Origin of the sequence: Enterobacter sp. JBIWA003 (assembly GCF_019968825.1) — a bacterium.
GTDB lineage: Bacteria > Pseudomonadota > Gammaproteobacteria > Enterobacterales > Enterobacteriaceae > Enterobacter > Enterobacter quasiroggenkampii.
Window position 1 is genome coordinate 2,929,659 of record NZ_CP074170.1, and the last position, 20,995, is coordinate 2,950,653.

A 20,995-nucleotide genomic window follows, 5' to 3' on the forward strand; every position below is an offset into this window, starting at 1 on the left:
CCTATACTCCTGAACAATTAAACGGAGGCTAAACATATCAGAGAGACTGTGTTTTTAGCAAAGATTTACGTTCCTTTGCAAAGTTCTGTAACACAGCGGCTATATGCTACAGATAATTCTGTAACGCGTGGCTAAATTACGGATCTTCATCACATAAATTATTTTTTCACTATCTAAAATAATTCGCGGAAGTCTTAGTTTTTTGAACTCTAACCCTTATCTGAATCGATTCGGTTCGCCAATACGATTCTCAGTACGACTGCCTGGCAGGCGTATTAATGATAATAAAAGGAGGTAGCAAGTGACCATTGCTATTGTCATAGGCACACATGGTTGGGCTGCTGAGCAGCTACTCAAAACGGCAGAGATGCTGTTGGGCGAGCAGGAAAACGTCGGCTGGATCGATTTCGTTCCCGGTGAAAACGCCGAGACGCTGATAGAGAAGTATAACGCTCAGCTCGAGAAGCTGGATACCAGCAAAGGCGTGCTGTTTCTCGTTGATACATGGGGCGGCAGCCCGTTCAATGCTGCCAGCCGCATTGTCGTCGATAAAGAGCACTATGAAGTTGTCGCCGGGGTAAATATTCCCATGCTGGTGGAAACCCTTATGGCACGCGACGACAATCCGTCCTTCGATGAGCTGGTTGCACTGGCCGTTGAAACCGGCCGCGAAGGGGTTAAGGCCCTGAAGGCACAGCCGGTTGAAAAACCTGCCCCTGCGCCTGCAGCGGCACCGAAAGCGGCGGCACCGGCAAAACCGATGGGCCCGAATGATTACATGGTGATCGGCCTTGCGCGTATTGATGACCGCTTAATCCACGGTCAGGTAGCCACGCGCTGGACCAAAGAGACCAACGTTCGACGCATTATCGTGGTCAGCGACGAAGTGGCCGCTGATACCGTACGTAAAACCCTTCTGACTCAGGTTGCTCCTCCTGGCGTTACCGCGCACGTTGTGGATGTCGCCAAGATGATTCGCGTATACAACAACCCGAAATATGCGGGCGAACGCGTGATGCTCCTGTTCACTAACCCGACAGACGTTGAGCGCATTGTTGAAGGCGGCGTGAAAATCACCTCCGTTAACATTGGTGGTATGGCATTCCGTCAGGGCAAAACGCAGGTCAACAACGCCATTTCAGTCGATGCGAAAGATATCGAAGCATTCAACAAGCTGAATGCACGTGGTATTGAGCTGGAAGCCCGTAAGGTTTCCACGGACCAGAAACTGAAAATGATGGATTTGATCGGCAAAGTTGGGAAATAAGCCCGCGCCGGTTTTTCACATAATGCTTATGTAATAGGAGAAGTACAATGGAGATTACCACTCTTCAGATTGTGCTGGTGTTCGTGGTCGCATGTATTGCGGGTATGGAATCCGTACTTGATGAATTTCAGTTCCACCGTCCTCTGGTGGCCTGTACGCTGATTGGGGCCGTTCTGGGTGACATGAAAACCGGTATCATCATCGGTGGTACCCTGGAAATGATCGCCCTGGGCTGGATGAACATCGGTGCGGCGGTTGCGCCCGATGCCGCTCTGGCCTCTATCATTTCTACCGTTCTGGTTATTGCCGGTCACCAGAGTATTGGTGCAGGTATCGCCCTGGCAATCCCGCTGGCAGCCGCAGGCCAGGTTCTGACCATCATCGTTCGTACGATCACCGTTGCCTTCCAGCACGCGGCGGATAAGGCGGCCGACAACGGCAACCTCACGGCCCTGTCATGGATCCACGTTTCATCCCTGTTCCTGCAGGCGATGCGTATCGCAATCCCGGCGGTTATCGTCGCGATCTCTGTGGGTACCAGTGAAGTCCAGAGCATGCTGAACGCCATTCCTGAAGTGGTCACCGGCGGCCTGAACATCGCGGGCGGTATGATCGTGGTCGTTGGTTATGCGATGGTCATCAACATGATGCGCGCAGGCTACCTGATGCCGTTCTTCTACCTCGGCTTCGTGACCGCGGCCTTCACCAACTTCAACCTGGTTGCACTGGGTGTGATCGGTGCGGTGATGGCGATTCTCTACATCCAGCTCAGCCCGAAATATAACCGCGTTGCGGGTGCCCCAGCGCAGGCTGCTGGTAACAACGATCTCGATAACGAACTGGACTAACAGGTGAGCGAAATGGTTGATATGACAAAAACTACCACCGAGAAAAAACTCACTCCGGGTGATATTCGTGGCGTGTTCATCCGTTCTAACCTGTTTCAGGGTTCATGGAACTTCGAACGTATGCAGGCGCTGGGTTTCTGCTTCTCCATGGTACCGGCGATCAAGCGCCTGTACCCGGAAAACAACGAAGCGCGCCGTCAGGCCATCAAGCGTCACCTGGAATTCTTTAACACTCATCCTTACGTTGCGGCCCCCGTTCTGGGCGTAACGCTGGCGATGGAAGAGCAGCGTGCAAACGGCGCAGAGATTGACGATGGTGCCATCAACGGTATCAAAGTCGGTCTGATGGGTCCGCTGGCCGGTGTCGGTGACCCTATCTTCTGGGGTACCGTGCGTCCGGTCTTCGCGGCACTGGGTGCCGGTATCGCGATGAGCGGCAGTCTGCTTGGCCCGCTGCTGTTTTTCATCCTGTTCAACGCCGTGCGTCTGCTGACCCGTTACTACGGCGTGGCCTACGGCTACCGTAAAGGGGTGGACATCGTTAAGGACATGGGTGGCGGCTTCCTGCAGAAACTGACTGAGGGGGCGTCAATCCTCGGCCTGTTTGTCATGGGCGCGCTGGTAAACAAGTGGACGCACGTGAACATCCCGCTGGTGGTATCGACCATCACCGGACAGGATGGTCAGACCCGCGTCACCACCGTGCAGACGATTCTGGATCAGCTGATGCCGGGCCTGGTCCCGCTGCTGTTGACCTTCGCCTGTATGTGGCTGCTGCGTAAGAAAGTGAACCCGCTGTGGATCATCGTTGGCTTCTTCGTCATCGGTATTGCGGGCTACGCCGTCGGCCTGCTGGGTCTGTAAGTATCAATGCTATAGGCCGGGGGCTTGCCCCCGGTTTTTTTATCTGGAGGATGAATGACTGTCACGGACATCGTACTGGTTTTATTTGTTGTTGCCCTTCTGGCTTACGCGATCTATGACGAGTTCATTATGCCCCGCCGTCACGGCGAGACGCTGCTCTCCCTTCCCCTGCTACGACGCGGCCGCGTGGATGCCTTTATCTTCGTGGGTCTCATCGCCATTCTTATTTACAATAACGTCACCAGCCATGGTGCATTATTAACCACATGGTTATTATGTGCGCTGGCATTAATGGCGATTTATCTGTTCTGGATCCGCACGCCAAAAATCATTTTTAAATCCCACGGATTCTTCTTCGCCAATGTATGGATAGAATATAACCGTATTAAAGAGATGAATTTATCCGAAGACGGCGTGCTGGTGATGCAATTAGAACAACGCCGCCTGCTTATTCGGGTGAAGAATATTGATGACCTGGAAAAGATATACAAGTTACTCGTTAAAACTCAATGAGTTAGATATATAGCAACGGCTATATCCTGTGTTTATTTTGCGCAAGAAATATAGCCGAAGCTATATCCCCACCGCTAATTTGAACGCTATTTGTTAACGATATTTTCACGATTAAAGACAAATGAAAATCGTTATCAACAAACATTTTAAATAATGCCTTTCCATTGTTGTTTTATATTCTCAAAATATGTTAAGGTTGCGCCCGTCGTTGGGGAGTAGCCGATTTCCTGTTCACAGGAAATGTACGTGTCAACATACTCGTTGAAAAACGTGGCACGTACGGATCGCTTACCGCACATCTTATGTGCATTGCGATCAGGCGAGACCATAGATACATCAACTGCTGTTTACTGGGGGCAGTGATGTGTCATATGGATATCCCCGGTCTGGACGCTGTTATGAATATCTCCGCTACGATCCTTCTCGCTTTTGGCATGTCCATGGACGCATTCGCTGCTTCCATCGGAAAAGGCGCCACGCTACACAAACCTAAATTCTCAGAAGCCCTGCGTACCGGCCTGATTTTTGGCGCTATCGAAACGCTAACCCCGCTTATCGGCTGGGGACTTGGCATGCTCGCCAGCCAGTTCGTGCTGGAGTGGAACCACTGGATTGCCTTCGTCCTGCTGGTGTTCCTCGGAGGCCGAATGGTCATTGAAGGTTTTCGCGGCGGTGATGATGAACACGAGGAGCCGCAGCATCGCCACGGCTTCTGGCTGCTGGTCACCACCGCAATTGCCACCAGCCTTGATGCGATGGCCGTTGGTGTAGGTCTGGCATTTCTGCAGGTCAATATTATCGCCACCGCGCTGGCTATTGGCTGTGCAACCCTGATTATGTCCACGCTGGGCATGATGGTCGGACGGTTTATCGGCCCGCTGCTGGGTAAACGCGCCGAGATCCTCGGGGGGATTGTGCTGATTGGCATTGGCGCCCAGATCCTCTGGGCACACTTCGCCGGTTAATCTTCGCGCTGCCAGATGTGGATGCTGAAGTCCGTCTGGCAGCGAAATGTTGAATGTGCCGCCAGCGTTTCCCACACCTCCGGTTTTGCCCGCCACGCGAACGGCGTCATCTGCAATAACGCGACGGCCTCTTCCCCTTTGAGCGTCATTTCGTACGCCACTGATTCCGCTTGCTTCAGGGTAAAACCGCCCAGCTGCTCTGAATGCGGGGCATGCAGACGCACTTCGTCGTAGATCAGCCCTTTCAGCTCCATCAGATGACGCGGGCCTGGGGTCACGGTGACCACCCATCCGCCCGGCTTCACCACGCGCGCCAGCTCCTCTGCCTTACACGGCGCGTAGATACGGATAACCGCGTCCATGCTGGCATCGTCAAACGGCAGCCGGTGGCTGGAGGCCACGCAGAACGTCACGTCGGTATAACGCTTTGCCGCCGCGCGTATGGCCACTTTCGACACGTCCAGACCGAATGTCTGCGCACCCTTCTCACGAGCAACCTCCGCAAACCGTGCGGTGTAGTATCCTTCCCCACAGCCGATATCGAGCATGGCGGTGGCTGAAGCAGGCAGAATGTCATTGAGCATCTGCGTGACGGCCTCCCGCAGCGGCAGATAGTGTCCGGCATCGAGAAACGCGCGGCGCGCCCGCATCATCTCAGCACTGTCGCCAGGATCGCGGGAACGCTTATGCTGTACCGGCAGAAGATTCACGTAGCCTTCTTTTGCCCGGTCAAACTGATGCCCCTGCGGGCAGGTATACCGTTTATCTGAGTGCGTCAGGGGGGCGTGGCAAAGGGGACAGCTGAAGGACATGGCAACTCCGGAGCATAATCAAAGGGCGAAGTGTACCGCTATTCGCCCCTGTTATAAACGCCCGGTTAGCGCATGACGATAAGGTGATCGGATCCCGCCGGTAACCCGTCAGGTTTGATATTCTCCAGACGCAGCACGTTACCCATAATCTCACTGAAGACAGGGGCAGAGACGGCCCCGCCGTAGTAAGCTCCGTTTTGCGGATCGTTAATCACCACCACCAGGGCAAAACGCGGATTGCTGGCAGGGGCAACCCCCGCCGTGTAGGCGACGTATTTATCGACATACTTCCCGCTATCATCAATTTTCTTCGCCGTACCGGTTTTCACCGCCACCCGGTAATCACGCACGGCAGCCTTAACGCCTCCGCCGCCCGGCAGCGCAACGCTCTCCATCATGTGCTCCACTTCATGGGCAATCTCTTCCGGCATGACGCGATGCCCGATAACGGGGGGATCGATGCGGGTGATCGAGAGCGGACGCTCAAGCCCGTACCCACCAATCGTGGCGTAGACGTGGGCCAGCTGGAGCGGCGTAACCATCAGCCCGTAGCCGAAGGCAAAGGTCGCGCGATCGAGCTGGCTCCAGTATTTACGCTGTGGCAACAGCCCCGAGCTTTCCCCCGTTAAGCCAAGCCCCGTATTAGTGCCAAAACCAAAGTTTCGATAGGTGTCGATGAGATGCTGGACAGGCATCGCCAGCGAAAGTCGGGAAACGCCGGTGTCGCTCGATTTTTGCAGGATCCCGGTCATCGTCAGCTCAGGGTAAAAGCCCACGTCGCGAATGCGATGTCCGTCAAGGGTATACGGGTGGGTGTCAATCACACTGTCCGGCTGGACCAGCCCCTGCTGCAGGGCCGTCATCAGCACCAGCGGCTTGACGGTCGAACCAGGTTCGAACGTATCGCTGATTGCGCGGTTGCGAAAATCGTTTATCGTCGCCCCTTCACGATTATTGGGGTTAAAATCCGGGTAGCTCGCCATGGCGAGGATTTCCCCGGTTGGGATATTAATGAGCACCGACGCCCCCGACTCGGCCTTGTTCCAGGCCACGGCATTGTCGAGCGCATCTTCGGTGATGGTTTGTAGCCGCTCGTCAATACTTAACTGGATGTTATGCGCCGGTGCGGGCGCAATTTCGGTCAGGTTTTCAACCACACGTCCATAGCGATCTTCCCTTACCTGACGCACACCTGGCTTGCCGGTGAGTTGCGCGTTGAAGCTCTTTTCCACACCTTCGATGCCCTGCCCGTCAATATTGGTGAAGCCAATCAGGTTCGCTGCCACATGGCCAGCAGGATAAAAACGGCGGGACTCATCGCGCAAATTGATGCCGGGCAGATTCAGTTTGTCGATCCACTTTGCCTGCACAGGATCGACCTGACGGGCAAGGTAAATAAAACGGCCCTGTGGGTTGGCGTTGATGCGTGCCGAGAGTGTGCCGAGGGAGAGATGCAGCGCGCTGGCCAGCGCCTGCCAGCGCTCATCAAGCCCAACGCCCCCTTTTGCCAGCACCGTTTTAGGATCGGCCCAAACGGCCTGGACAGGCACACTCACCGCCAGGGGGCGCCCCTCACGATCCATTATCATGCCGCGCGGCGCATCAATCGCCAGTTGACGGAGGGATCGCATATCCTCCTGCTTCACCAGATTGTCAGGCTTGATGATTTGCAGCCAGGCAACGCGGCCCAGCAGAAAAGCCAGACTACAAAAAATAGCTAAACAGAGCAGAGCAAAACGCGCCGGCGTCAAATTTCCAGTTGCTGTTATCAATGTCTTCTTCACCTGAACCCCAGGGCTGTAAAACAACGCCCTGATTTAACGGGAAAAGACGGCGAGAAGGTGGCGAAACAGTGCTACTAACCTCGCAGCTTTGCAACAAGTTACTAACAAGACCGCGGATGGTAATATTTTGAAAGATAAGGGACATAAAAAAGCCCCGCGACAGGCGAGGCTTTATGTCTGAGAGTGAAGTGCCGGGCACTTCAGTCAGCAGCGGTTCGATCAGATAGCAGTTACGTTAACTGCAGCTGGGCCTTTCTGGCCGTCCTGAATTTCGAACTCAACGTTCTGGCCTTCAGCCAGAGTTTTGAAGCCGTTACCCTGGATTGCAGAGAAGTGTACGAACACGTCTTTGCTGCCGTCAGCAGGAGTAATGAAACCAAAACCTTTAGACTCGTTGAACCACTTAACTTGACCTTTAATCTTTGCCATTTTGCAAAATTCCTTAGAGTGTTTTCTTAGCCCGCAGGCATTAACTGAGATAAAACTGAGACATTACTGCATGAGGCACTAATATAAGGTTCGGCAGAGAAGCGGTATTCAACGACAACGTGTTTACTCAGGACTTCTTTACTGAAAATGCCACACATAAACAGAACTGTACCTCGTTTGACCCAAAACGTGTTATCACACACTATGTTTAATATGGCAAGCCATTTTTAAACATGTCTCGATCCGCCGCACAAATTCGAACAGTGCCTGTCAGGTTTTGCACAATTATGCGCATCACGTACAGACAGCCCTGCTGCGTAACAAAGACCCAGCGTTGCTTTCACAACCGCTGTAATCTAAGACTTTTTTAACATAGCTCAATCATTACGAACCGTCCAGCAAACGGGAAAAGAAATCTTACGTCTTGATTGAGTTAGAACAATTTGTGAAAACTTATGCTTAAATCATTGTAACGCGACCAAATTGTTTCAGAGAAAAAACAGTGTTAATAACCCGCGCCCAGCTGTATTAAAATGCAGCAGCGAATAAACAGCGTTATGCACCAAAATAATGAAATTTTTATGACTCTGCATCAAAAGAAGGCAAGCAAAACGTTTCGATAAAAATAAAACATTCCTGCGCGCGTTTACATCAACAATATATGCAACAATTTATCGCTTCGTTTATAAGGATAAATATTCACCAATTTTCAGTATCCTAAAAGAATGGTTAACTGGTGCTAAATTATCGAGTGCGTGAGTTAACTCCTGCACAGGTTCATCTAAGGATTCATCTGCCAGTTCAAACACGCCCCAGTGAATAGGGAACGCCAGAGGTGAGCCCAGTTGCTGCCACAATGCCACCGCAGATTGCGGATCCATATGATGGACAGCCATGAACCATCGTGGGGCATAGGCACCAATCGGTAACGCGGCGGCATCTATCTGGCCCAGGCGTTCAGGAATCAACAGCAGCTCAGGTGAATAACCGGTATCACCGCTGAACCAGAAGCGGTGATGCCGTCCTTCCATCACCCAGCCGCACCATAAGGAACGATTGCGGTTCCATGGCGTGCGCATGCTCCAGTGCTGTGCCGGTACGGCGGTCAGCGTCATCCCCTGCCAGGTGAAACTCTGCCACCAGTCGAGTTCGACCACGCGTTTTGCTCCCCGGCGACGAAACCAGTCGGCGAGGCCCAACGGAACAAAAATACTGACGTCGGGAAAGCGTTTGAGGATTCGGCGAAGGGTTGCGTCATCAAGATGATCGTAATGATTATGGGAAATGACGACCGCATCCAGCTGATGAAGTTGCTCGACAGACAGTACGGGGGGTGTCTTACGCTGGGGTCCAAGGAAAGGAAGCGGAGAAGCGCGTCGAGAAAACACCGGATCGGTAAGGATGATATTGCCGTCCAGCTGCAGCAACACGCTCGCGTGTCCGAGCCACCATACCCCATCTTCCTGAGGTTGCGTAAGCTCAACCGGTTGCCACCACTGGCGGATAAAGTCTTCATAACCCAGCGCGGGCGGCTTCGGTAATCCAGCCTCTTTACGCGCTTTACGCCAACGGTCAAGGTCGCCGGGTTGATGTCCGACAGGATCGGTATTACAAAAACCGTTTGGGGTGTGATGTTTCAGGGAGGGGTCATACCAGGGATTTTTCCAGACCACAGCCACCTCCCAGGACAAAAAGATTAACGCTCAGCCACCAGGCGGATAAAGTCGTCTTCGTCTTTGTTATCTTCCGCGACCGCGTCTTTCGGCGCGTCTTTCTCTTCCGGTTCGTTAGCCTCACACAGACGGCGTAGCAGCGCATTCTGACGTTTTTGCTGATCGAGCAGCGCTTCCAGCAGTTCGATCTGCTCGTTAGTACGGGAACTGGCGCGGTTCACGAAAAACCAGATGACCAGCCCCACAAGTAGAACCACCAAAGAAATCATCAGGGATGCTATATTCAGCAGCCCTGAATTCAGTAACTCACCCATTTCACCACCTCAATAAAAACGTCTATTTTACCACTGGCGCGAAGGAAGGAAATCACGTTGAGAAAAAATGTCTATTACCACGGAATAAACTTGTTTATTGCGCAAACGCCGCTAAAAAACTGTACATCCTGATCGCACATCACATTGATCGTCTGCGTCCATAACACCACGCACGCTATCAGCACGATAATCAGAATTACCCAGCGTATTTTTTTCACTCCACACTCCGTCTAAGGACCTGATGTAACGAGATTATCACGCTTATCTTAAACAAGGACTAACTGTGCCTCCATCGCGTTTTTTTTCAGAATCCTGCACTTGTTTCATCACGTAAACGCTTTACGCTAGCATTACGATAACAACGATAAAAGAGGTAATGATGCGATTCATCATTCGAACAATTATTGCACTGGCCCTTGTCTGGATTGGCCTTCTGTTAACGGGCTATGGCGTGCTCGTGGGGAGCACCGAAAACGCAGCCGGGCTAGGCATTCAGTGTAAATACCTCACAGCACAGGGAATGAGCACTGCCCAGTATCTGCATACTGACAGCGGGATCGTTGGCTTAACCCACTGCCCTGTACTGCGTAAAACATCCGTCGTGATTGATAATGGCTAATCAGCCAGGTGAATGACATACAAAAAACGCCGCATCAGATGCGGCGTTTTTTTCTACCAGCAGGGATTAAAACGGGTAGTCGTGATATCCCATCTGTTCAGAAATTTTCCGTGCCGCAGTGTGCAGAATAGCCACATACTCATGCAGACGCTCTTCGGAGAAGCGTAAGGTTGGGAAGGAGATACTCAAGCCCGCGATCACCACGCCAAAGCGGTCAAATACCGGAACGCCGATGCAGCGCAGCCCCTCTTCCTGCTCTTCGTTATCTTCGCCATATCCCTGCTCGCGCACGCGGTCAAGCACCGTCAGCAGCGCATCCGTGCTGGTAATGGTTCGTGAGGTACTTTGCTTGTATTCCACGCCTTCAAGGATCTGCTTCACTTCCTCGCGATCGCGCCACGCCAGCAGAACTTTACCAATGGCGGTACTGTAGAGCGGGTTGCGTCGACCAATGCGCGAATACATGCGCAGATTGTACATGGAGTCGATTTTATGGATGTAAACGATGCTGTCTTCATCCAGCGCACCGAGATGAATGGTCTCTTTGGTCAGGCGAGAGATTTCACGCATCTGAATGTCAGCGCTGCGGATCAGGTCAACATTTTGTAGCGCACGCGCACCCAATTCAAACAGCTTAAGCGTCAGAGAATACTTTTCAGATTCGCCTTCCTGCGCAACGTAACCCAGGGACTTCATGGTTTGCAAAAAGCGATAAACGGTGCTTTTTGACATCATCACGCGCTGCGACAGCTCTGTAATACCTATTTCACGCTCTTCTCCAAGCGCCTGTAAGATGCCAAACACCTTCAGCACGGAAGAAACAGAATCTGGCTGTTTATCCAAATCCGCAATAGCCATTTACCACCTCATAGCGAGTGTTTTATAAAAATCAGAACCGGTTTTTATTATAAGTTCCCGTCATGTCACCTGCAATCAATCCGCGTTTACTTCGTTACAAATCTGCGACATATCGCGGCTGTAACAATGCTAAAATAGTTACCCTGAGAATAATTTCACGCTGAGCTTTTTACTCCTGATGGAAAAGAATCTTTCTGATGGCCTGCCATTACCCCAGCGGTATGGCGCAATAGCGACCATCATTATCGGTATCTCAATGGCCGTCCTTGACGGCGCGATTGCAAACGTTGCCCTGCCAACCATCGCCAGCGACCTGCATGCCTCACCCGCCAGTTCGATTTGGATTGTTAACGCCTACCAGATTGCGATTGTGGTGTCACTGCTCTCGTTCTCTTTCCTCGGCGATATGTTCTGCTACCGCCGGGTATATCAGTGCGGCCTGGTGGTTTTCACTTTTACCTCCCTGCTCTGTGCCCTTTCAGATTCACTGCATACCCTGACGCTTGCGCGTATTGCGCAGGGTTTTGGCGGCGCGGCGCTCATGAGCGTAAACACGGCGCTGATCCGCTTGATTTATCCGCAGCGTCATCTGGGGCGCGGAATGGGGATAAACTCGTTTATTGTCGCCGTCTCTTCTGCCGCCGGACCAACAATTGCGGCGGCGATCCTCTCCGTTGCGTCATGGCAATGGCTGTTCGCCATTAACGTGCCGCTGGGTATCGTCGCCATCTTTTTTGCTCTGCGCTTTCTTCCCGCTAATGGTCCCAAAAGCAGCATGCCGCGCTTCGACGTGGCAAGTGCGGTGATGAATGCCCTGACCTTCGGCCTGTTGATTACGGCGCTGAGCGGCTTTGCGCAGGGACAATCTCTGGTGCTTACCGCCGCGGAGCTCATCGCCCTGCTGGCGATCGGCTTCTTCTTTGTCCGCCGCCAGCTCACCCTGCCAGTTCCTTTGCTGCCCGTTGACCTGATGCGTATTCCCCTCTTTTCGCTCTCCATCTGCACGTCTGTCTGCTCGTTCTGCGCCCAGATGCTGGCTCTGGTCTCCCTGCCCTTCTTTCTGCAGAGCGTAGTTGGCCGTTCAGAAGTGGAAACCGGGCTGCTGCTCACCCCCTGGCCGCTGGCGACGATGGTGATGGCACCGCTGGCAGGTTATTTAATTGAACGTGTTCATGCCGGTTTATTGGGCGCTTTGGGGCTGGCGGTGATGGTGACAGGCCTTTTCGCGTTAGCATTGTTGCCCTCGTCGCCTTCGGATCTGGACATCATCTGGCGCATGATCCTCTGCGGCGCAGGGTTTGGCCTGTTCCAGTCCCCCAATAATCACACCATTATCACCTCAGCACCACGGCATCGCAGCGGTGGGGCAAGCGGTATGCTGGGAACCGCGCGTCTGCTGGGCCAAAGCAGCGGTGCGGCACTGGTCGCCCTGATGTTTAACCTTGCCGGACAAAACGGTAACCACCTTGCGCTCCTCACAGCAGGCGCCCTTGCCACCCTCGCGGCGGTCGTCAGTGGCCTGCGGGTGACCCAGCCCAGGGTTCAGGCATAAAAAAAGCCGGGCGGAGTGTTCTCCCGCCCGGCTTTTTATGTTTTGTTGCGTTACTTCAGGTATTCCCCACTGCGCAGCGCTTCAATACGTTTATCCAGCGGTGGGTGAGACATAAACAGCTCGCTCAGCGATTTGGATTTACCGTTAATGCAGAAGGCCATCATGCTGTTCGCTTCCTGCGGCTCGTAGGAGGTTTTCAGACGCTGCAGCGCGGCAATCATCTTCTCACGACCAACCAGCTTCGCAGAGCCGGCATCCGCGTGGAATTCACGGTGACGAGAGAACCACATGGTGATGATGCTGGCCAGAATACCGAATACCAGTTCCAGAACCATCGACACAGCAAAATAGATCAGCGGGTTGCCGTTGCTCTCTTCACCTTCGTCGCGGTTGCCGCCCATGAAGCCCGCGGCAATCTGCGCCAGAATACGGGAGATAAAGATCACGAAGGTGTTTACCACGCCCTGAATCAGGGTCATGGTCACCATGTCACCGTTGGCGATATGGCTAATTTCGTGGGCGATAACCGCTTCGGCTTCGTCACGGCTCATGTTCTGCAGCAGTCCGGTGCTGACAGCAACCAGTGACGCATCGCGACGGGCCCCCGTGGCGAACGCGTTGATATCCGGAGCATGGTAAATGGCCACCTGCGGCATGGCGATCCCGGCCTGACGGGACTGCTGAGCCACCGTATTCATCAGCCACTGTTCCATATCGTTACGGGGTTGCTCAATGACCTCACCCCCTACCGATTTCAGTGCCATCCACTTCGACATCAGCAGGGAGATGAACGAGCCACCAAAACCAAACAGCAGCGCCATAATCAACAGACCCTGAACGCTGCTCGACTGTATTCCTGTCAGGCTTAGCACGAGCCCGAAAACCACCATCACCGCCAGGTTGGTGAGCAGGAAGAGCGCGATTCGCATCATAATTTTCTTTTTACCTCAGTTTAACAAAACGCACTATGCGATTACCCACATCGTATGGGTATTGCGGCTATTTTCAAGCATCCGGCGGGCGTAAGTCACCAGAAAGACACAACTTTACACAATTGAAAACCTGACTGACGGAAGGATAAAGTACAAAAAGAAACAGGCACAATGTCTTGTGCCTGTTGGGAGGTTATTTTGCCGGAGCGGGCTGTACGGCAGGTTTCTCTTTTTCCTGATTCGCCAGGTCGAGAGCGATATGTACCGTCTCGTCGAGATACGGATCCGGCTCCTGGTAATCTTTTGGCAGATCGTCCAGTTTCTTGAGCAGAGGCTTGCCTTCACGCTTGAAGCGATCGTTGATACGCGCCAGGCGGGTTGCATCGTCTTCATTGTTCTCTTTTTCACGCTGAGCGTAGTTCAGAGAAACAATATTCCGCTTATCCTTCAGAGCATTGAATCGCGCAATGTCCTTCATGATGTACTGGAACTCCGGATCTTTCGCGATGCGGTCGTTATGCGCCTTCAGCAACTCAGGGCCAAACTGCGTCATATCACCCGCTTTCACGTAGGTCGCGGCATTGATGCTGTCCCACGGCAACGCGTTATCTTCAAACTTCTCGCCGGTTTCCGTCTCCTGGGTGCCAGTCGGCATGATGATGTCCGGCGTGACGCCCTTACGCTGCGTACTGCCGCCGTTTACGCGGTAGAATTTCTGAATGGTGTACTGAACCGAGCCCAGCGCAGGCCATTCCGGACGCAGCATCTGATCGTAAATACGATTCAGAGAGCGGTACTGCTGAACAGTGCCTTTCCCGAAGGTTGGCTCACCGACGATCAGCGCACGGCCGTAGTCCTGCATGGCTGCGGCAAAGATCTCAGACGCGGAAGCGCTGAAGCGGTCAACGAGAACAACCAGCGGACCTTTGTAGTAGACCACACCGTCATTGTCCGCATCTTCGCGCACTTTACCGTTGTTATCGCGCACCTGAACCACCGGGCCAGATGGGATGAACAGGCCAGAGAGAGAAACCGCTTCCGTCAGCGCCCCGCCGCCGTTACTGCGCAGGTCGATGATGATGCTGCTGACGTTCTGCTTTTCAAGCTTCTGCAGCTGAACTTTCACATCGTCAGTCAGCCCGACGTAGAAGCCAGGAATATCCAGGACGCCCACCTTCTCTTTACCCACGGTTTTCACCGACATTTTCACCGCGCGGTCTTCCAGACGGATACGCTCACGGGTCAGGGTAACGATACGGGTTTTGGTGCCTTTTCCGGCTGGCAGAATTTCCAGACGAACCTTGCTGCCTTTCGGACCTTTGATCAGCGCAACCACGTCATCAAGACGCCAGCCGATCACGTCGACCATGTTCTGGCCGGTTTGTCCCACACCCACAATACGATCGCCAACGCTAATCGCTTTGCTTTTAGATGCCGGGCCACCCGCGACCATCGAATTGATCACCGTGTAATCATCGTCCATCTGCAGCACCGCGCCGATACCTTCCAGAGACAGGCTCATTTCGGTATTGAACTGTTCGGTGTTGCGTGGTGAGAGGTAGTTGGTGTGCGGATCGATTTCGTGCGCAAAGGCCGTCATGGCCAGCGAGAAGACATCCTCACTGTTGGTCTGGGCCAGGCGACGAATGGCAAATTTGTAACGACGCGTCAGCGTGTCACGGATCTCTTTTTCGTCTTTGCCGGTGAGCTTAAGGCTCAGTTCGTCGTATTTAACTTTGCCGTCCCACAGCGCATTCAGCTCGGCTTCATCTTTTGGCCAGGGCGCTTTGCTGCGGTCCAGATTGAAGGTGTCGTTGCCGGTGAAGTCCATTGGACGTTCCAGCACTTTCAGCGCGTACTGATAGCGTTCGAAGCGGCGCTTTTGCGACAGGTTGTAGAGATCGTAGAACAGATCCAGCTTGCCTGAACGCAACTCATCACCCACCTCGGATTTTCGCTTAGCGAACTGCTCGACATCGCTGGCGAGCAAAACGTTATGGCTGTAATCCAGCAAGTTCAGATAGCGGTCAAAGATTTTGGCCGAAAAGGCCTGATCGAGATCGAACTGACGATAGTGCGAACGGGTGAAACGTGAGGTCACGCGCTCGCTCACCGTCGCGTGCTGCGTCTCTTCCTTGAGTACCGGAATTTGATCAACACGCGTGATATCGTCCACTGCAAAAGCGTGACCTGTTATAGCAAACAGACCCGCCAGCGCGGTGAGCTTAAAAAAAGTGTTCATGCCAGGCTTGGCCTCCGTTTCAGAACAACAAGTGTTCTGCGCGTACAATCATTGACATACCAGAAGTCAGCTGTACACGAACGCCATCTTTGGTGATTTCCAGTACGGTGGCGTCCATAGCATTGTTACCCGCTTTTACCTTCAGTGCCTGACCGACGCTCAGGGCGTTAATGTCAGAAACCGGAGTATGGCGCGGCTCTTCACGAGGCGCACGTGGGGCTTTTGCTACTGGTTTGTCTGCACGCGGTTTGCGATCGTTATTATCGTGACGACGCGGCGCAGGGCGTGGTTTACGCTCACGACGAGGCGCTTCTTCCTGGCCGTTTGCCGCGGCGGCTTCGCGTTTTTTCGCTTGCTGTTCTGCACGTTGTGCCTGAACGCGTGCTTTGGCTTCTTCCAGCTGCTTGCGCGCATGCTCAACGTGCTGCTCGTCAAGCTCACCGCAAGGGTTGCCGTCGAGATCCACGCGAGTCGCGCCAGGTTTGATACCGTACAGGTAACGCCAGCTCGAAGTATAAAGACGTAAGGCGGAACGCAGCTGAGTTTTGCTGAGGTTCATTTCCCCTTCAACACGTGCCACCAGATCCTGAAAAATACCGACTTTCAGGGGACGAGCTTCGCCTTCCGCGCTGAAGCACTGCGGGAAACGCTCGGCCAGAAATGCGATAACTTCTTTACTGCTATTCAACTTAGGTTGATTTTCCATGAAATTTCCTGATTACAACGGACGTTGCCAACAAGCGCAGGCATGAACAGGCGTCATTATAATGACGCTATCAGTAAATGCTACGTTATCCGTTGATTATCCTGCGACGCTCGCAAAGAATTTTTGATAATCGGTTGCTGCGAGTACGTTTTCCAGATTCGCCACCAGCTCGCGCAGCCCCTGTTCGTCCTCGGTTGTAAAGCGACTGAAGACCGTACTGTCGATGTCCAGAACGCCAATAATCTGATTTTTGACCACCAGCGGCAGAACGATTTCAGAATTACTGGCAGCATCACAGGCAATGTGTCCGTCAAACGCATGAACGTCTTCCACACGCTGGACCTGATTCTCGGCCACCGCCGTGCCGCATACGCCACGCCCAACCGGGATACGCACGCACGCCAGCTTTCCCTGGAACGGACCGAGCACCAGCGTTTCACCTTCCAGAAGGTAAAAGCCCGCCCAGTTTACGTCAGAGAGACGTTCAAACAGCAATGCGCTAGTATTTGCCAGAGTGGCTAAGAAGCTGGTCTCACCCGCCATCAATGCCTTAAAATCGCGGTTCAGATCCGCGTAGAATTCTGTTTTGTTCATTATTCAATCACTTAGTTGTCTTACAAAATTACCGCATAGCCTATTAAAATAAGCATTAAATGCGCTCATGCTCAAGATGAATCCGTTCATGAGTTATTATAACTTTCAACAATACTTATTTGTGCGCAGCTGATGGCCTTAAAAACAACCAAAATTACGCCGACGAGAAAGATAACTGTCCATACGGTAAGCGAAGCTTTGCCTCGTGCACATTATCAGCGTTGCCCCCAGTGCGATACGCTTTTTATGTTGCCGAAGATGAAATCGCACCAAAGTGCCTTCTGTCCCCGCTGCGACGCCAAAATTCGCGATGGCCGCGACTGGTCGTTGACCCGCCTCGCCGCCATGGCCGTCACCATGCTGCTGCTGATGCCCTTCGCCTGGAGCGAACCGCTGCTGAAGCTCTACCTGCTTGGCGTGCGCATTGATGCCAACGTGCTGCAGGGTATCTGGCAGATGACCCGTCAGGGCGATCCGATTACCGCCGCCATGGTGCTGTTCTGCACCGTTGGCGCACCGCTGGTGCTGGTTGCCGCCATTGCCTATCTCTGGTTTGGCAATATTCTTGGCATGAACCTTCGCCCGGTGCTGCTGATGCTGGATAAGCTCAAAGAGTGGGTCATGCTGGATATTTATCTGGTCGGCGTGGGCGTTGCGTCCATAAAAGTCCAGGACTACGCCTTTTTGCAGCCCGGCATTGGACTCTTCGCTTTCATCTGTCTGGTGTTGCTGAGCATCCTGACGCTGATCCACCTGAACGTTGAGCAGCTCTGGGAGCGTTTTTACCCTCAGCGCCCCGCCACGCGCCCCGATGAAAATCTGCGCGTCTGTCTGGGATGCCACTATACCGGGTTGCCCGACCCGCGCGGACGCTGCCCGCGGTGCCACATTCCATTACGGCTGCGGCGCAACAACAGCCTGCAAAAATGCTGGGCCGCGCTGATCGCCTCCCTGGTGTTCCTGATCCCCGCCAATATGCTGCCGATTTCCATCATTTACGTGAATGGCGGACGTCAGGAGGATACTATCCTCTCCGGGATTATCTCCCTTGCGCACAGCAATGTCGGAGTGGCGGCGATCGTCTTTATTGCCAGTATCCTGGTTCCCTTTACCAAAGTGGTGGTGATGATTACCCTGCTCATCAGCATTCACTTAAAGTGTGAACAAGGTTTACGGACACGCATTCTGCTTCTGCGATTCGTCACCTGGATTGGCCGCTGGTCAATGTTAGATTTGTTCGTGATTTCGCTGATGATGTCGCTCATCAATCGCGATCAGTTACTTGCTTTTACAATGGGACCCGCGGCTTTTTATTTCGGCTCTGCGGTGATATTGACTATTCTTGCTGTGGAATGGCTGGATAGCCGCTTACTTTGGGATGCACATGAGTCAGGAAACCCCCGCTTCGCCGACTGAAGCGAGAATTAAAACAAAACGCCGCATTTCGCCATTCTGGTTGCTGCCCGTCATCGCCCTGATGATTGCAGGCTGGCTTATCTGGACAAGCTATGAAGATCGCGGGAGTACGGTCACCATTGATTTCCAGACCGCCGACGGCATCGTCGCCGGACGAACGCCCGTTCGCTTCCAGGGGGTTGAGGTCGGTACGGTTCAGGATATCTCCCTTGGAAAAGGGCTGAATAAGATTCAGGTGCGGGTCAGTATCAAATCTGACATGCAGGATGCCCTGCGCAGCGAAACACAGTTCTGGCTGGTGACGCCAAAAGCCTCTCTGGCCGGTGTCTCCGGGCTGGATGCGCTCGTGGGCGGGAACTATATTGGCATGATGCCGGGCAAAGGCGAGCCGCAGGATCACTTTGTTGCGCTGGATACGCAGCCCAAATACCGTCTTAATAACGGCGATTTGATGATTCATCTCCAGGCGCCGGACCTCGGTTCCCTGAACAGTGGCTCCCTGGTCTATTTCCGTAAGATCCCGGTTGGCCGCGTGTACGATTACTCGATTAACCCGAACAAACAGGGCGTCACTATTGATGTGCTGATCGAGCGTCGCTTCACCAATCTGGTGAAAAAGGGCAGCCGCTTCTGGAACGTGTCCGGCGTGGATGCCGACCTCAGCCTGAGCGGCGCCAAAGTGAAGCTGGAAAGTCTGGCCGCCCTGGTGAACGGCGCCATTGCCTTTGACTCCCCGGAAAACTCGAGCCCTGCCACCGCTGATGACACGTTCGGATTGTACGCCGACCTGGCGCACAGCCAGCGCGGCGTGATCGTCAAACTTGCCCTGCCCGATGCTAAGGGGCTAAAAGCGGGTTCAACGCCGCTGATGTATCAGGGTCTGCAGGTCGGCCAGCTCACCAAAATGACGCTCAACCCGGGCGGGTCGGTCACCGGCGAAATGACGGTCGATCCGAGCGTGGTCGATCTCCTGCGCGAGAAAACGCGCATCGAAATGCGCAGTCCAAAGATCTCGCTGAACGATACCAGCCTCAGCACGCTGCTGACCGGCAATACCTTTGAGCTGATCCCGGGTGAAGGTCAGCCCAGCAACAGCTTCGTGATTGCTCCGGCGGATAAAGCTCTGTTGCAAAAACCGGGCGTGGTGACGGTTACCCTGAATGCGCCTGAAAGCTATGGGATTGAAGCCGGTCAGCCGTTGATTTTACACGGCGTGCAGGTGGGACAGGTGCTGGAGCGCAAGCTCTCCGCGGATGGGGTGCAATTCTCCGTCGCCATCGACCCGCAATACAGAGACCTGGTGCACGGTGACAGTAAATTCGTGGTGAACAGTCGCGTCGACGTGAAAGTGGGTCTGGACGGCGTGGAGTTTCTCGGTGCCAGCGCCAGCGAATGGGTCAACGGCGGTATCCGCATTTTACCGGGGGATAAAGGCCCCGTGCGCGACAGCTACCCGCTGTATGCTAACCTGGAGAAAGCGATTGAAAACAGCCTGAGCGATCTTCCTACCACCACGCTGACGTTAAGCGCCGAGACCCTGCCGGACGTTCAGGCGGGCTCCGTGGTGCTGTATCGCAAGTTTGAAGTCGGGGAAGTGATTACCGTACGCCCGCGTGCCGACGCCTTTGATATCGAACTGCACATCAAGCCGGAGTACCGCAAGCTGCTGACGCCAAACAGCGTCTTCTGGGCCGAAGGCGGCGCGAAAGTTCAGCTTAACGGCAACGGACTGACCGTGCAGGCCTCTCCGCTGTCACGCGCGCTGCGGGGGGCGATTAGCTTCGATAACCTCAGCGGTGCGGGCGCGAATCTGCGCAAGGGCGATAAACGTATTCTCTTCCCGTCCGAGACCGCCGCCCGCGCCGTGGGGGGGCAGATTACCCTCCATGCGTTTGACGCCGGTAAGCTGGCGGAAGGCATGCCCATCCGCTATCTGGGTATTGATATCGGGCAGATCCAGAAGCTGACGCTGATCACCTCGCGTAACGAGGTGCAGGCCACTGCCGTACTTTACCCGGAATATGTACAAACCTTTGCCCGTACGGGTACGCGCTTCTCGGTGGTCACGCCGCAGATCTCGGCCGCAGGCGTTGAGCATCTCGATACCATTTTGCAGCCGTACATCAACGTGGAGCCAGGCCAGGGCAAGGCCCGTCGTGATTTCGAGCTGCAGGAAGCCACGATCACCGACTCGCGCTACCTTGGCGGCCTGAGCATCGTGGTGGAAGTGCCGGAAGCGGGCTCGCTGAGCATCGGCACCCCTGTGCTGTTCCGCGGTATTGAAGTAGGTACGGTCACGGGCCTGACGCTCGGTACGCTCTCCGACCGCGTAATGGTGGCGTTGCGCATCAGTGAACGCTACCAGCACCTGGTACGTAATAACTCGGTATTCTGGCTGGCATCCGGCTATTCGCTGGACTTTGGCCTGACGGGAGGCGTGGTGAAAACCGGCACCTTCAACCAGTTCATTCGCGGTGGCATTGCTTTTGCCACGCCGCCGGGAACGCCGCTGGCACCGAAAGCGCAGCCGGGTAAACACTTCCTGCTGCTCGAAAGCGAACCGAAAGAGTGGCGCGAATGGGGAACCGCCCTGCCACGTTAATCTGC

Annotated in this window: 20 protein-coding genes, 1 pseudogene and 1 riboswitch; of the genes and pseudogenes, 9 read left to right on the forward strand and 12 right to left on the reverse strand. The window is 54.0% G+C overall.

Going from position 1 to position 20,995, the window contains the following annotated elements; all coding sequences use genetic code 11:
* The first annotated feature begins 301 nt into the window (after positions 1–301).
* The 5 genes from manX to mntP all read left to right on the forward strand — a co-directional run bounded on the left by manX (position 302) and on the right by mntP (position 4,457).
* Positions 302–1,267 carry a PTS mannose transporter subunit IIAB gene (gene manX, locus KGP25_RS14090; protein WP_045908235.1) on the forward strand — a complete coding sequence of 322 codons (966 nt, stop codon included), beginning with the start codon at positions 302–304 and terminating at the stop codon, positions 1,265–1,267.
* 47 nt (positions 1,268–1,314) lie between these two features.
* Entirely contained in the window at positions 1,315–2,115 is an 801-nt protein-coding gene (manY, locus tag KGP25_RS14095) for a PTS mannose transporter subunit IIC (protein WP_024909729.1), read from the forward strand.
* Between the two features lie 12 nt (positions 2,116–2,127).
* On the forward strand, positions 2,128–2,979 hold the full coding sequence (locus KGP25_RS14100; RefSeq protein ID WP_006810994.1) for a PTS mannose transporter subunit IID: 852 nt from the start codon (positions 2,128–2,130) through the stop codon (positions 2,977–2,979).
* 54 nt (positions 2,980–3,033) lie between these two features.
* Positions 3,034–3,492 (forward strand): DUF986 family protein, encoded by a 459-nt coding sequence (locus KGP25_RS14105; RefSeq protein ID WP_048029444.1) that lies wholly within the window; start codon positions 3,034–3,036, stop codon positions 3,490–3,492.
* A gap of 198 nt (positions 3,493–3,690) precedes the next feature.
* Positions 3,691–3,880: riboswitch (yybP-ykoY riboswitch) on the forward strand.
* A gap of 10 nt (positions 3,881–3,890) precedes the next feature.
* The gene (mntP, locus tag KGP25_RS14110; RefSeq protein ID WP_045908281.1) at positions 3,891–4,457 is read left to right on the forward strand and encodes a manganese efflux pump MntP; all 567 of its coding nucleotides are present in this window, start codon (positions 3,891–3,893) and stop codon (positions 4,455–4,457) included.
* On the opposite strand, the gene rlmA is transcribed toward mntP, so the two are convergent.
* The 7 genes and pseudogenes from rlmA to mgrB form a co-directional block, all read right to left on the reverse strand.
* Positions 4,454–5,269, reverse strand: a complete 816-nt coding sequence (gene rlmA / locus KGP25_RS14115; RefSeq protein ID WP_045908233.1) for a 23S rRNA (guanine(745)-N(1))-methyltransferase — start codon at positions 5,267–5,269, stop codon at positions 4,454–4,456. The two genes, mntP and rlmA, sit on opposite strands and share 4 nt — an antisense overlap.
* Positions 5,270–5,334: 65 nt before the next feature.
* Entirely contained in the window at positions 5,335–7,053 is a 1,719-nt protein-coding gene (gene ftsI, locus KGP25_RS14120) for a peptidoglycan glycosyltransferase FtsI (RefSeq protein WP_223539159.1), read from the reverse strand.
* A 219-nt stretch (positions 7,054–7,272) separates the two neighbouring features.
* Complete coding sequence (cspE, locus tag KGP25_RS14125) at positions 7,273–7,482, reverse strand: transcription antiterminator/RNA stability regulator CspE (RefSeq protein ID WP_001062678.1); 210 nt, start codon at positions 7,480–7,482, stop codon at positions 7,273–7,275.
* A 13-nt stretch (positions 7,483–7,495) separates the two neighbouring features.
* Positions 7,496–7,640, reverse strand: a pseudogene (locus KGP25_RS14130) (DUF2627 domain-containing protein).
* A gap of 525 nt (positions 7,641–8,165) precedes the next feature.
* Entirely contained in the window at positions 8,166–9,155 is a 990-nt protein-coding gene (locus KGP25_RS14135; RefSeq protein ID WP_045908231.1) for an MBL fold metallo-hydrolase, read from the reverse strand.
* Between the two features lie 23 nt (positions 9,156–9,178).
* The gene (locus KGP25_RS14140; protein WP_024909723.1) at positions 9,179–9,469 is read right to left on the reverse strand and encodes a YebO family protein; all 291 of its coding nucleotides are present in this window, start codon (positions 9,467–9,469) and stop codon (positions 9,179–9,181) included.
* Between the two features lie 74 nt (positions 9,470–9,543).
* Positions 9,544–9,687 carry a PhoP/PhoQ regulator MgrB gene (mgrB, locus tag KGP25_RS14145; protein ID WP_006175995.1) on the reverse strand — a complete coding sequence of 48 codons (144 nt, stop codon included), beginning with the start codon at positions 9,685–9,687 and terminating at the stop codon, positions 9,544–9,546.
* Positions 9,688–9,848: 161 nt separating this feature from the next.
* Between mgrB and KGP25_RS14150 the strand changes: the two genes are divergently transcribed.
* Positions 9,849–10,088, forward strand: coding sequence for a YobH family protein (locus KGP25_RS14150; RefSeq protein WP_045908230.1), 240 nt, complete (start codon positions 9,849–9,851; stop codon positions 10,086–10,088).
* A gap of 66 nt (positions 10,089–10,154) precedes the next feature.
* Here KGP25_RS14150 and kdgR read toward each other — a convergent pair whose 3' ends face one another.
* On the reverse strand, positions 10,155–10,946 hold the full coding sequence (kdgR, locus tag KGP25_RS14155; protein WP_023312208.1) for a DNA-binding transcriptional regulator KdgR: 792 nt from the start codon (positions 10,944–10,946) through the stop codon (positions 10,155–10,157).
* Between the two features lie 178 nt (positions 10,947–11,124).
* Between kdgR and KGP25_RS14160 the strand changes: the two genes are divergently transcribed.
* Positions 11,125–12,498: an MFS transporter gene (locus tag KGP25_RS14160; protein WP_223539160.1), complete on the forward strand. Its 1,374-nt coding sequence runs from the start codon at positions 11,125–11,127 to the stop codon at positions 12,496–12,498.
* A 50-nt stretch (positions 12,499–12,548) separates the two neighbouring features.
* Here KGP25_RS14160 and htpX read toward each other — a convergent pair whose 3' ends face one another.
* The 4 genes from htpX to KGP25_RS14180 all read right to left on the reverse strand — a co-directional run bounded on the left by htpX (position 12,549) and on the right by KGP25_RS14180 (position 16,972).
* The gene (gene htpX / locus KGP25_RS14165) at positions 12,549–13,430 is read right to left on the reverse strand and encodes a protease HtpX (protein WP_014884290.1); all 882 of its coding nucleotides are present in this window, start codon (positions 13,428–13,430) and stop codon (positions 12,549–12,551) included.
* A 193-nt stretch (positions 13,431–13,623) separates the two neighbouring features.
* Complete coding sequence (gene prc, locus KGP25_RS14170) at positions 13,624–15,672, reverse strand: carboxy terminal-processing peptidase (protein WP_025910096.1); 2,049 nt, start codon at positions 15,670–15,672, stop codon at positions 13,624–13,626.
* A 19-nt stretch (positions 15,673–15,691) separates the two neighbouring features.
* Entirely contained in the window at positions 15,692–16,378 is a 687-nt protein-coding gene (proQ, locus tag KGP25_RS14175; protein ID WP_223539161.1) for an RNA chaperone ProQ, read from the reverse strand.
* A gap of 96 nt (positions 16,379–16,474) precedes the next feature.
* Positions 16,475–16,972, reverse strand: coding sequence for a GAF domain-containing protein (locus KGP25_RS14180; protein WP_008500476.1), 498 nt, complete (start codon positions 16,970–16,972; stop codon positions 16,475–16,477).
* Positions 16,973–17,104: 132 nt separating this feature from the next.
* On the opposite strand from KGP25_RS14180, the gene yebS reads away from it, so the two are divergent.
* The gene (yebS, locus tag KGP25_RS14185; protein ID WP_045908227.1) at positions 17,105–18,388 is read left to right on the forward strand and encodes a membrane integrity lipid transport subunit YebS; all 1,284 of its coding nucleotides are present in this window, start codon (positions 17,105–17,107) and stop codon (positions 18,386–18,388) included.
* Complete coding sequence (locus tag KGP25_RS14190) at positions 18,357–20,990, forward strand: PqiB family protein (RefSeq protein ID WP_069718998.1); 2,634 nt, start codon at positions 18,357–18,359, stop codon at positions 20,988–20,990. The genes yebS and KGP25_RS14190 overlap by 32 nt, the downstream gene beginning before the upstream one ends.
* Positions 20,991–20,995 lie beyond the last annotated feature (5 nt).